At 66.3% G+C, this 11,714-nt stretch carries 9 protein-coding genes and 3 tRNA genes; 4 read left to right on the top strand and 8 right to left on the bottom strand.

All coding sequences use genetic code 11. The features are described from left to right. Position 1: 1 nt before the first annotated feature. Positions 2 to 748, bottom strand: a complete 747-nt coding sequence (locus C1A15_RS12215) for a response regulator transcription factor (RefSeq protein WP_101722828.1) — start codon at positions 746 to 748, stop codon at positions 2 to 4. A 186-nt stretch (positions 749 to 934) separates the two neighbouring features. On the opposite strand from C1A15_RS12215, the gene C1A15_RS12210 reads away from it, so the two are divergent. Together C1A15_RS12210 and C1A15_RS12205 are read left to right on the top strand one after the other, a co-directional pair. Beyond that, entirely contained in the window at positions 935 to 1,765 is an 831-nt protein-coding gene (locus C1A15_RS12210; RefSeq protein ID WP_101722827.1) for an ABC transporter ATP-binding protein, read from the top strand. Next, positions 1,755 to 3,857: an ABC transporter permease gene (locus tag C1A15_RS12205; protein WP_101722826.1), complete on the top strand. Its 2,103-nt coding sequence runs from the start codon at positions 1,755 to 1,757 to the stop codon at positions 3,855 to 3,857. Before C1A15_RS12210 ends, C1A15_RS12205 begins: the two co-directional genes overlap by 11 nt. A 56-nt stretch (positions 3,858 to 3,913) precedes the next feature. On the opposite strand, the gene C1A15_RS12200 is transcribed toward C1A15_RS12205, so the two are convergent. The 4 genes from C1A15_RS12200 to C1A15_RS12185 all read right to left on the bottom strand — a co-directional run bounded on the left by C1A15_RS12200 (position 3,914) and on the right by C1A15_RS12185 (position 7,009). Continuing rightward, positions 3,914 to 5,719 carry a hypothetical protein gene (locus C1A15_RS12200; protein ID WP_101722825.1) on the bottom strand — a complete coding sequence of 602 codons (1,806 nt, stop codon included), beginning with the start codon at positions 5,717 to 5,719 and terminating at the stop codon, positions 3,914 to 3,916. Beyond that, entirely contained in the window at positions 5,716 to 6,357 is a 642-nt protein-coding gene (locus C1A15_RS12195) for an RNA polymerase sigma factor (RefSeq protein WP_101722824.1), read from the bottom strand. Before C1A15_RS12195 ends, C1A15_RS12200 begins: the two co-directional genes overlap by 4 nt. A gap of 401 nt (positions 6,358 to 6,758) precedes the next feature. Beyond that, positions 6,759 to 6,834 (bottom strand) — tRNA-Lys (locus C1A15_RS12190). Between the two features lie 98 nt (positions 6,835 to 6,932). Beyond that, positions 6,933 to 7,009: transfer RNA gene (locus C1A15_RS12185), tRNA-His, on the bottom strand. A gap of 220 nt (positions 7,010 to 7,229) precedes the next feature. Between C1A15_RS12185 and C1A15_RS12180 the strand changes: the two genes are divergently transcribed. Continuing rightward, complete coding sequence (locus C1A15_RS12180) at positions 7,230 to 8,744, top strand: NYN domain-containing protein (protein WP_101722823.1); 1,515 nt, start codon at positions 7,230 to 7,232, stop codon at positions 8,742 to 8,744. 126 nt (positions 8,745 to 8,870) lie between these two features. Beyond that, positions 8,871 to 9,446, top strand: a complete 576-nt coding sequence (locus C1A15_RS12175) for a DUF4230 domain-containing protein (RefSeq protein WP_101722822.1) — start codon at positions 8,871 to 8,873, stop codon at positions 9,444 to 9,446. A gap of 99 nt (positions 9,447 to 9,545) precedes the next feature. Here the strand turns inward: C1A15_RS12175 and sstT are convergent, their stop codons facing one another. The 3 genes from sstT to C1A15_RS12160 all read right to left on the bottom strand — a co-directional run bounded on the left by sstT (position 9,546) and on the right by C1A15_RS12160 (position 11,592). After that, positions 9,546 to 10,802: a serine/threonine transporter SstT gene (sstT, locus tag C1A15_RS12170; RefSeq protein WP_101722821.1), complete on the bottom strand. Its 1,257-nt coding sequence runs from the start codon at positions 10,800 to 10,802 to the stop codon at positions 9,546 to 9,548. 91 nt (positions 10,803 to 10,893) lie between these two features. After that, positions 10,894 to 10,978, bottom strand: a tRNA-Leu gene (locus C1A15_RS12165). A gap of 251 nt (positions 10,979 to 11,229) precedes the next feature. Next, the gene (locus tag C1A15_RS12160) at positions 11,230 to 11,592 is read right to left on the bottom strand and encodes a hypothetical protein (RefSeq protein ID WP_101722820.1); all 363 of its coding nucleotides are present in this window, start codon (positions 11,590 to 11,592) and stop codon (positions 11,230 to 11,232) included. Between the last annotated feature and the right edge of the window lie 122 nt (positions 11,593 to 11,714).

The following is an 11,714-nucleotide window of genomic DNA, read 5'->3' as shown; positions in this document are numbered from 1 at the left end:
GCTAGCCCCGCTCCGTCAGTTTGTAGCCGAGGCCGCGCGCCGTGACGAGCGATGCCGGTGCTGACGGGTTGGCCTCGATCTTCTCCCGTAGGCGGCGAATGTGCGCCATGAGCGAGTTCTCGTAGCCGAACGAGGTTCCCCAGCACGCCTCGCACAGCGCGTCGATGGTGACGATGCGTCCGGCGTTGCGCGCGAGCACGCTGAGTATCTCGTGCTCCTTGGCGGTGAGCAGCACCGTGCTCCCGTCGGCGCGCTCCACTTCGGCCGTGGCGAAGTTCACGCGGCTCGCGGCAAGCTCGAGCACGGGGCTCTCGGCGGCGTAGCAGCGTCGCAGCACAGCGGCGATGCGCAGCACCAGCTCTTGGGGCAGAAACGGCTTCGCGATGTAGTCGTCGGCGCCCAGCGTGAGCCCCGAGACGCGATCGAAGGGCTCGTCTTTGGCCGTGAGGAACAGCGCGGGCGTGGAGGCGTGCGCGGGCAGCTGGCGGATGCGACTCAGCAGGTCGAAGCCGTCCATGCCCGGCATCATCACGTCGAGGACGAACAGCTGGTAGGCCAGCTCGGGCACGCTGCTGCGCTCCGTGATGGACGAAAGCGCGTCGATGCTGGAGCTCATGATATCGACGGAGGCGAATCCCGCGCCATGCAGGATAGCGGCCACCATATCGGCCAGCTCGTGCTCGTCGTCTACCAGCAGGATGCGCTTGTCGCGCAGATGCGCCTCCACCATGCCGAATGCGCCCGTCATCGTCGAACCCCTTTCTCTCTCGTGCTTGCCAGTATGCCACAGACGGGCGGCCCGACGCACCGGTTCAGCGCAACGTAAGGCAGCCGCAAGGTGCTGCAAGGTTGATGCAAGGCGCACTGCAAGGCAGCGTAAGGAAGGTTCCGTATGCTTGGGGGAGGAGCAACCCGGAAGAAGAAGGAGCGGATCATGGAAACGAATGATGGGAGCGGATCGACGGTGGTGGAGGTGCGCGCCCTCGGCAAGCGCTACGGCACCGAGGGACGCAAGCATGACGCGAGCGTGACGCAGGCGCTCGACCGCGTGAGCTTCGCGGTGACGCGCGGCGAGTTCACCGGCATCATGGGTCCGAGCGGGTCGGGCAAATCGACGCTGCTCAACTGCCTGGCCACCATCGACGCGCCCTCGAGCGGCAGCATCCACGTCGGCGGACGCGACGTGGGATCGCTCGCAGGCAAGGAGCTGGCGAAGTTCCGCCGCGAGGATCTGGGGTTCATCTTCCAGGATTCGAACCTGCTCGACACGCTCACGGCGTACGAGAACATCGCGTTGGCGCTGACCATTCAGAACGTTCCCGCGCGCGAGATCGATCCGCGCGTGCAGGAGGCGGCCCGTGCGCTCGGCATCGAGGACGTGCTGCAGAAGTACCCCTATCAGATGTCCGGCGGCCAGAAGCAGCGCGTGGCTGCGGCGCGCGCCACGGTGACCCGCCCGCGCCTCGTGCTGGCCGACGAGCCCACAGGCGCTCTCGACTCGCGGTCGGCGCGCCAGCTGCTCGAATCGCTCGCGTACCTCAACGAGCGCGGGTCCACCATCCTCATGGTCACGCACGACTCGTTCTCGGCCAGCTACTGCAACCGCATCATCTTCATCAAAGACGGCGGCCTGTTCGGCGAGCTGCGCCGCAACGGCTCCGAACGCGCGGCGTTCTACCGAAAGATCGTGGACGTGGTGTCCAGCATGGGCGGAGCGGGCGAGGACGAGGCCGCCTCGAACGAGGTGACGCGCCATGCTCGCTAGGCTCGCGCTCGGCAACGTGCGCAAATCCCTCGCTGACTTCGGCATCTACTTCCTCACGGTCGTGCTGGGGGTGGCCGTGTTCTACGCGTTCAACTCCATGACGGCCCAGCAGGGCGTGCTCGCGTTCTCCGAGACGCAGGACAAGATGTTCGAGCTGCTGGGCATGGTCATCGGCGGCGTGTCGGTGTTCATCGCGTTCGTGCTCGTGTTTCTCGTGGTGTACGCGAACAGCTTCCTCGTCAAGCGGCGCAAGCGCGAGTTCGGGGTGTACCTCACTTTGGGCATGAGCACGGGCGACGTGGTGAAGATCGTGGCGCTCGAGTCGCTCATCGTGGGCGCCGCGTCGCTTGCGGTGGGCCTTGTCGTGGGCATCGGACTGTCGCAGCTGCTGCTGCAGCTCACGAGCGCGCTGTTCCAGGCCGACGTGGCCGAGGTCGGCGGGTTCGCGTTCGTGTTCTCGGCCGACGCGCTCGTGAAGACCGTCATCGTGTTCGCGGCCATCTTCCTGGTCGCCGCGCTGCTGAACGCGCGCACGGTGGCGCGGGCGAAGCTCATCGACCTCTTGCATGCGCAGCGCAAGAACGAGGAGATGAAGCTGACGAGCCTGCCGCTGTCGCTCGCGCTGTTCGCGGCCTCGCTCGTGCTTATCGGCGTGTCCTACAAGCTGCTCATCGACAACGGCCTGATGGAGCCCTCGCCCGAATTCGCGGCGGCCACGCTGCTCGTGTGCCTGGGCACGGTGCTGTTCTTCTACGCGCTGTCGGGCTTTCTGCTGAAGCTCGTGCAGCTCGTCCGCCCGCTGTACTTGCGAGGGCTCAACATGTTCACGTTGCGGCAGCTGAACGCCAAGGTGAACACCACGTTCGCGTCGCTGTCGGTGGTGTGCCTCGTGCTGTTTTTGGCCATCACCAGCGTGTGCGGCGGCATCGGCATCCGCAACGCCATCGACGGCTCGCTGGACCGGAGCACCGACTACAGCGCCAGCGTGTCCACCTCGTTCGGCTCGTACAACGCCGAGGCGGGCTATCAGCCTGCCGAGCTGGGCGATTTCGGGGCCTTCGCCGAACGGCAAGGCTACGACATGGCGGCCGGGCTGCGCGCGAGCGTGACGACGGTGGGCGCGGGCGACTTCGATGCGGTCGCGCTCGCCACGGCGCAGGTCGATCTTTTGGTCGACCCTGCCGATGACCTCGTGCTGGACGACGTGGAGCGCGCGAGCGGCCTTGTGCTGGCCGACTACGCGGGTGCGTCCATCAACAGCGGCTACGGCGCGTACCCCGTGTACGTGGCGAAGCTGTCGCAGGTGAACGCGACGCTCGAGCTGGCGGGACGGCCGGGGCTCGAATTGGGCGCGGGGGAGTGCGCCGTTTTCAGCGACTCCGACATCACGAGCGGATTCTACCGCGACGTGGTGGAACGCGGCACCGAGCTGTCCGTGGGCGGGCACGACCTGCGCGTGGCCCAATTCCGGGACGATTGCCTGCAGACCACGCCGTTTCCCATGAACACGGGCACGCTCGTGGTGCCCGACGAGGCCGTGTCGGACGGCTCGATGATCCTCCAATCCATCCTCAACGTGCAGTGCGGAAGCGACGAGGACGAGGCTGCGTTCGGCGAGATGATGGATGCCGTGTCGGATACCGACAACCCCGACACCTGGCCGGTGACGCTGTCCATGACGCGTGCCGATGTCTTCGACCAGAGCATCAGCCTCTCGACCATCGTGGCGTACCTGGCCATTTACCTCGGTTTCGTGCTGGTTATCGCATGCGCGGCCATCCTGGCCATCCAGCAGCTGTCCGACGCGTCCGACAACGCGCAGCGCTACGGTCTGCTGCGCAAGCTGGGCGCTCCCGAGCGCATGATCGACGGGGCGCTGTTCGCCCAGGTGCTCGTGTACTTCCTGTTCCCGCTGCTGCTGGCGGTGGCGCACTCCGCGTGCGCGCTCGTGGTGGTCACCGACGTCGTGGCCGTGTTCGGGCACCTCGACATCACCTCGATGGCGCTCGCCTGCGCCGGAGCGTTCCTCGCGGTGTACGGCGTGTACTTCGCCGTGACGTACTTCGGCGCCCGCAAGCTCGCGCGCGGGTAGGGGGCATGAGGAAGGGCCCGCAGGTTCGACCTGCGGGCCCTTGCGTGGCGGAACGGCTAGAGCTGCCCGCTGACGGAGAACGCTTGGGTGACGGCTCTCGTGCCGTCGTCGGCGATGCTCGCCGGGACGAACAGGAGGCTGTCGTCGTCGGCCAGGCGGTTCGACAGCACGCGCAGGATGGTGATCTGCACGGTGTCGCCTGCCGCGATGCCGACGTGCTGCGGCTCGTCGCACGGCAGCGCGTTGTCGCTGGCGGAGAAGTCGAGGTTGTAGCCCGTGTTCGCCGTGGCCACGACGCCGTCGCCGTTGATGATGGCGAATTCGCCGATAACGGAGGGCCATACCTCGATGGCTTCGTCGCCCGTGTTCGTCACGTCGAACGTCGCGGTGACGTAGGTGAAGTCGTCGCTCGTCAGGGTGCCGTCGTCGTTGAAGCCGTAGCCCCACACCTCGTTCGAGCATTTGTTCACGTACGCGGTGTCGCCGAACCAGCCGTAGATGACGTCGTTGAAGTCGCCGAGCGTCTTGCCGTCGGGCGGTGCGCTGAGGCGCTCCACGGTCGGATAGCCGAAGGAGAGGGGGACGAAGGATGCTTCCCCGGCGACCTCGCTGCGGTAGGTCGTCTCGATCGTGGTGCCCTCGCCGAGCAACGCATCTTCGCCGAGCGTCGTGTCGGTGGGACGGGTCTCGTCCTGGCGGTCGAGCGTGTAGGCCGGCAGCACCTCGTCGGCGCGGTCGTTCGCGTTGTCGAGCGGCAGCGGGAAGGCTTCCTTGTTCGCCTCGATCACGGTGCCGTACAGCGAGCGGAGGGAGTGCTCGCCCTCGCCCAGCTGCGCGGGGTCGACGATCTCGGGGATGAGCTCGGTTTCGGTGCTGCTGGTGTATTCGACGCGGAAGTCGGCGGCGTGCAGCTCGATGACCTGGGTGGAGCTGTGCCCGTCTTCGAACGTCACCGTGACGGTGAGCGTTTGGCCGTCGAACTGGTCGATCACGCCGGCGTAGGGGTCGAACGCGGCGTCTGCGGACGGGTTGCCCTCGTTCGTCCACAGGCCGAAGCTCGTCTCGCCGGTGGCGATGCCGGGGTCATCCTGCGCGGATACGTCGATGGTGGAGCCCAGCAGCTTGTTCAGCTCGGCGCCCACGATGGCGTCGGGGTTGTCCTTCGCTCCGTCGTTCGCGATCATGAGCGGGTACGCTTCGTCGTACGCCCCGTAGTATTCGCCCATGCCGCGGTTCGTCGGCTTCGTGCTGATCAGCTCCTGCCATTTCTCCGGCTCGTCGCCGCGGCGGAACTGCTCGATGGCGGAGCGGTACAGCACGCCCTTCGAGACGTTCATCTGCACCCGGGCGATGCCGTCGCCTTCCACGCGGAACGTGCAGCCGGTGAACGCGCCTTCGACGTCGTACTGGTCGCTGAGGCCGGTCGTCGGCGCGCGCCTCCCGAACACCACGGTGCCGTCGCTGCCGAGTTCCAGCATCGAAGAGCCGTCGGCCGCGTAAGCGCGCACCGAGAACCCGCTGGCCTGCTGGGCGTCGTTCATGGAGATGGCCGAGTGGCCGCCCGCGTCCATCGCGCCCATGACGACAGGCACGCCGCCGGCGACGATGGCGACTGCCACGAGGCAGGCCGCGGCGGGAAGTCCCCAGCGACGCGCGACGGCGATGCCGCCGACCTGCGCGCCGCGCGATCCGGTGCGACGATGCGGGCGCTTTTCGGACGCGGGCACGGTCGCTTGCGGGGCGGGGGCGCCGCGATGGGCCTCGCGTTTCGCGGCGGCCAACGTTCGCTGCTTGAGATCGGACGATGCGGTCACGTCGTGCTGCATCGCCTCGTATGCTTGGCGGAAATCACGTTCGTTCATGAGTGCGCTCCTAAATCGATCTTGAGGGCCTTGCGCGCGCGGTGGAGGTGGGATCGGACGGTGCCGGGGCGCTCGCCGGTGATGCGGGCTATCTCGTCGGTCGCGTAGCCTTCGAAGTAGAACAGGTGCACCACGGTGCGCTGCTGGGGCGTGAGGCGGGCGAGGGCCGCGGTCAGGTCGCCGCGCTCGAGGTCGCGGCTGCCGAAGGCGTCGTCGGGCGGCTCCTGCCCCGGCTCGTCGAGCTCCGACGCGCGCAGCGTGGACACCGTGGCGTCGTCGAGCTCGGCGCGCCGCTTGTTCCAAGGGCTGCGGTGCGCATCGTTGCAGCAGTTGACCGTCACGCGCAACAGCCACGCCTTCAGATGCTCGTCGTCGACGAACCGGTCCTTCGATTGCAGCAGCCGCATGAACACGGTTTGGAACACGTCCTCGGCGTCGGCGACGCTGCCCATGCGGCTCGTCGCCAAGCGCAGCACAGTGTCGCCCCAGCGCTCCATGGCCCCCTCGAGCGCCACGGCGTCGAGGGGATGCGCGCCATCGCACTCTCCGTCGACGCGCGGTCTTCGCCCGGTTGCTGCAGCAAGCGGGCGATCGCTCAGGGGCATTCCCGCTCCCAGAGCCTCGCAACCTGTTTCCATATCCCATCTCCTTTCCGCTACCAACACGGGCGAAGGAGCGTTTTTGTTGCAGATGCAACCGCCATCATACACAAGGTGCCCACAAATCAGGGGAGAAGGGAGGACGTGTCGCGTCGCGCGGCGCAGTTCCGGTGCCCGACGTTCTCGATTCTGGCAAGTTCGCGCCGATATGCGGGGGTTTTCGCGCGATGGAAAACAGGGTGCACCGTGCTCGAAAGCATCGGGCCTGGTCGGCTTCGTGCAAGCAGGGATCATCTGCATGCGAGGATAGCCAAATCGACGCGGACTTGCCAGAATCGAGAATGCGGTGCTCGCGCACGGTTTTCTCGGGGGCTCGCAACGTGCGCGCAACGAGGACAACAAAAAAGGCCAGACGCATTGTCTGACCTCTCGAATTCAAATGGTGGACTGTCGGGGACTCGAACCCCGGACCTTGGGATTAAGAGTCCCCTGCTCTACCAACTAAGCTAACAGTCCGAAAAGTAACGCCTATGTCAAAGTTCCAAGTGCGCAAAGCGCTGGATTATTTTAAAGCACGTTTCCAGCAATTGCAAGCACTTTTTTCAAACTCGCGCTGGGGTGGATGATGGGACTCGAACCCACGACCTCCAGAGCCACAATCTGGCGTTCTAGCCGACTGAACTACACCCACCAAGGCGCAAGGTGGAAGTATACGGATTTTCTACCGCGAGCGCAAGAGGAATATGAACAAAATGTATCAGGCTTTTTGCAATTGCCCGCTCAACGCTCACTTTCAAGTAGTATAGAATCAGTCGAGACGTCGAAAACGACCCGTCAACCGAGGCGGCGCGGACGCGGCGCCCGAGGGGCAGGGCATACGGCTCGCCCGCAATCGGAATGAGGAGCACCACGTGGATACCAAGCAATCGTCTGAAAAGCGGTTCGCACTCTTGATCGATGCCGACAACGTGTCGGCGAAGTATATAAAGCCCATCACCGACGAGCTGTCGAAGTACGGCACCGTCACCTACAAGCGCATCTACGGCGACTGGACGCTCACGCTTCACGCCAAATGGAAGGACGCCCTGCTGGAGAACTCCATCACGCCCATCCAGCAGTTCGGCTACACGCAGGGCAAGAACGCCACCGACTCGGCCATGATCATCGACGCGATGGACATCCTGTACACGCGCTCGGTGGAGGGGTTCTGCATCGTGTCGAGCGACAGCGATTTCACGCGCCTGGCCAGCCGTATCCGCGAGAGCGGCCTCACGGTCATCGGCATGGGCGAGAAGAAGACGCCCACGCCGTTCCGCAAGGCGTGCGACATCTTCACCACGCTCGAGCTGTTGCTGGGAGACACGGGCGGCAAGGGCGCGGGCGGCCGCGGCAAGAGCCGCCACGACCAGAGCGTCTCGTCGGGCGGGCAGAACGCCGGCGCCACCACCATGAGCAAGGACGAGATCGAGCAGGCCGTGGTGAACATCATCACGGACAACCAGAACAACGGCAAGTCGACGGGCCTCGGCGAGGTGGGCAGCCGCCTGCTCAAGCGCTTCCCCGACTTCGACGTGCGCAGCTACGGCACGAACCTGCTGTCGAAGCTGCTCGACGAGTTCGCCAGCGTGCAGATCATCAAGGACGGCAGCTCGGTGGCCGTGGTGCTGACCGAGGGCAAGGACGCCAAGGACGCGCCGGCGGAAACCGAGCCGAGCGTGGAGTCGCAGGAGCCCGGCGCCAAGGAGCCGCGAGACGCCAAGGACGCCGGCGAATCGAAGCCCGCGGCGCGCCGATCCCCGCGCCGCCGCAAGGAGCAGGCCTCCGCGCAGCAGGAGCCCGAAGCCGTGGAGCAGCCGACCGAGGCCGTCGCGCCGGTCGAGGAGCCCGAAGCGCTCGAAGCGCCCGCGCCCGCCGCGGAGGCCGAGGACGCGCCCGCGGCGCAGCCTCAGCAGCGCGCCCGCAAGTCGAGGCGCAAGCCGTCGTCGCGCTCGGCGAGGCCGCAGGACGAGGACGCGCCCGCGTCCGAGCCCGCCCCTCAGCCCGACGAGCCCGCCGCCGGGGACGAGCCCGCGCCCGCGAAGCGCAAGCCCGCGGCGCGCGCCAAGAAGCCCGCGCGCAAGCCCGCGCAGCCGGTCGAGGCTCCTGCGGCCCAGACGACGCCTTCGCCCGAGCTTGCGCCGGCGCCCGAACAGCGGTCGGAGGAGCGCGCTGGCGAGACTCCGGAGCAGTTCATCCGCCGCATCGTGCGCGAGTCGGGAGCGGAGGGCGTGGCTCTCTCGGAGCTCGGCAAGCGCGTGCGCGGCAGGTTCCGCTCGTTCAAGCTGCGCGACTTGGGCTACACGCAGCTGCGCTCCTACGTTGCCGACATCGACGACGTGGAGATCGAGAAGCGCGGCAAGGACTTCATCGCCCGCCTGGGGGAGTAGCGCGCGGCCCTGCCCGCCGCTCAACCGGTAGTTGAACGATGCCTTACGGGGCCGATCGGAGCCGATGCTCGGATCGGCCCCGTGGTATGCTGTCGGCTGTTGAAACGTTGACAGGGTAGGAGAGGCATGAAGAAAATACTCATGGTTGTCGTCGCCGTCGCGCTCGTCGCGGCCGGCGTGTTCGGAACGCTCGCCGTGCAGCGCACGCTCGAGCCGAGCGTGTCGCTGTCGTCCACGTCCATACAGGAGCAGCTGTCCGATTGCAGCGAGCTGGCCACGGCCAAGCTCGACTACCGCGGCCTCGTGCGCTACGAGAACGGCGATATCGACTTCATCACGAAGAAGGCGTTCACCATGGTCTACGACGCCGAGGTGCGCGCGGGGGTCGATCTGGCGCAGGCGCGCGTCGAGGTGAGCGGCAACGCCATCACGGTGAGCCTGCCGGCGCCCCAGCTGTTGGGCATCGAGATCGACCCGAACTCCATCGAGTTCTACGATTCGTCGTTCGCGCTGTTCAACTGGGAGAACAAGCAGGACACGGCCGAGGCGCTCAAAGTGGCCCAGCAGGACGCCGAGGGCAAGGTGAACCAGGCCAACATGCTGGAGCAGGCCAAGACGCAGGCGCACACGCTGGTGGAGAACCTGCTGAAGCCCTTCACCGTGGGCGACAACGCCTACACGGTGGCGGTGGTGGACCAGTAGGCCGCCCTGCTTCGCGGCGGAGCCCGGACGCCCGGAGCCTCGCCGCGCCGGAGAAGAACGAAGCGGCCCTTGGGGCCGCTTCGTTCGCAGGGGGCGTGTTTACGCCAGCTCGTCTTCGCTGAACGCGTCCTTGCCGAACGTGATCTCCTTGCCGGCCTTGCGCCACTGGCGGTACTCGGACGTGGCGGTGAACAGCACGTCGGACGACGAGTTGAGCGCCGTCTCGCACGAGTCCTGGATCACGCCGATGATGAAGCCGATGGCCACCACCTGCATGGCCACGTCGTTGCCGATGCCGAACAGAGAGCACGCCAGCGGGATGAGCAACAGCGACCCGCCCGCCACGCCCGACGCGCCGCAGGCGGACACGGCGGACAGCGCGCTCAGGATGACGGCGGTGGGCAGGTCGATGACCACACCCATCGTGTGCGCGGCCGCCATGGCCATGACCGAGATGGTCACCGCGGCGCCCGCCATGTTGATGGTGGCGCCCAGCGGGATGGACACCGAGTAGTTGTCCTTGTCGAGGCCCAGCTTGCGGCACAGCTCCATGTTGACCGGGATGTTCGCCGCCGAGCTGCGCGTGAAGAACGCCGTGATGCCGCTGTCCTTCAGGCAGCGCAGCACGAGCGGGTAGGGGTTCTTGCGGATGCCCCAGAACACGAGCAGCGGGTTCGTGACGAACGCGATGAACAGCATGCATCCCACGAGCACGAGCAGCAGCTGTCCGTACTCGGTGAAGATCTCCAGGCCGTTCTCGCTCACCGTGGAGTACACGAGGCCCAGGATGCCGAACGGCGCCAACGCGATCACCCAGCGCACCACCTGCGACACGGCGTCGGACACGCTGGTGAACACGTCCTTCGTGCTTTGCGACGCGGCGCGCAGCGCGATGCCCAGCACCACGGCCCAAGCCAGGATGCCGATGTAGTTCGCGTTCATGAGCGCGTCCACCGGGTTCGACACCACGTTCATCACGAGCGAGCCCAGCACTTCCCCGATGCCCGACGGCGAGCTCTGGTCGGCCGCCGGGGCGGTCAGTGTGAGCTCGATGGGGAACAGGAAGCTGGCCACCACGGCCACGAGCGCCGCGACGAACGTGCTGACCACGTAGAGGAGCACGACGGTCTTCATGGATCCGGCGGCCTTCGCGTTGGCCAGCGCGCTGATGACCAGGAAGAACACGAGTATAGGAGCGACGCCTTTCAGCGCCGACACGAACAGCGTGCCCAGAAGCGCGATGACCTCGATGTTGGGCGCCGCCACGCCCAGCACGCCGCCGATCACCAGCCCGATGACGATGCGCTTCACCAGGCTGACGGAATTCCATGCCTGTGCGACCTTCTTGATTCCCATGATGCGGTCCCTCGTTCCTTTCTCGACGTCGGCCGCGCGGCGGCCGCTGGAACAGCTGGGGGGAGGATGCCGATGGCACCCTCCCCCCAGCTGGTGCGGGCGAAAGGACTTGAACCTTCACGAGTTTCCCCACCAGAACCTAAATCTGGCGCGTCTGCCAATTCCGCCACGCCCGCACGCATTGAGCGCACGCTTCGAAGCGTGCAGCGATCATGATACCAAAAAAGGCGGGAAAGCCAACCGCAATCGTCGGCTCGCGCGAAAATGGGCGCGGCGAGGGCGCGCTTCGCGGCCGATGCGGGATGCGAAGGCGGCGCGTCCGTTTCCCACGCACGCTTTTGTCAAGCAGAACGCACTGCTTGGACCGTATATGCTTGACAAAAGCGTGCGTGGGCGGAAAGGTCCACGGCTTCGGTGCTCGGTCACGCTAGGCGAAGAAGTGTCCCAGCAGAAAGCCGATGAGCATGCTGATGACGGCGAACAGGGCGGCGGTGCCCACGAGGCGCACCTCGCGCCGCTCGCGGCGCTTGCGCTCTTCCTCCTCCTGGCGGAGCATGGGAAAGTAGGAGTAGCCGTCCGACGTGATGGTGACCACGGTGCCGCGCCGATCGTCGATCTTCTGCATGAGCGCGCCGCGTTCCACGAGCTCGCGCTGCAGGTCGTCGTCGGGCCGGTAGGGGAAGGCGCACCGGTACACGAGGTCGCCGTCGACCGTGCATGTGGCGCGCTCGTAGTCGAGCAGGCGCCCCAGTTCGCGTTCCTGTATGATGTTGAGATCGATGGTGGGCATGAAAGCCTCCGCTGCTGCGTTTGGTGTACGTTTCGGTTCGCCTCCATGATACCGTGACCGGGCATTCTGCGGGAGGGGGAAATCGATTTGTAACTTTATTCCGCACGGATGCGCGCCCTGTG

Origin of the sequence: Eggerthella timonensis (genome assembly GCF_900184265.1) — a bacterium.
Taxonomy (GTDB): Bacteria; Actinomycetota; Coriobacteriia; order Coriobacteriales; family Eggerthellaceae; genus Eggerthella; species Eggerthella timonensis.
The sequence above is the reverse complement of the archived record's forward strand: the minus strand, read 5'-3'. Positions and strand labels throughout refer to the sequence as shown.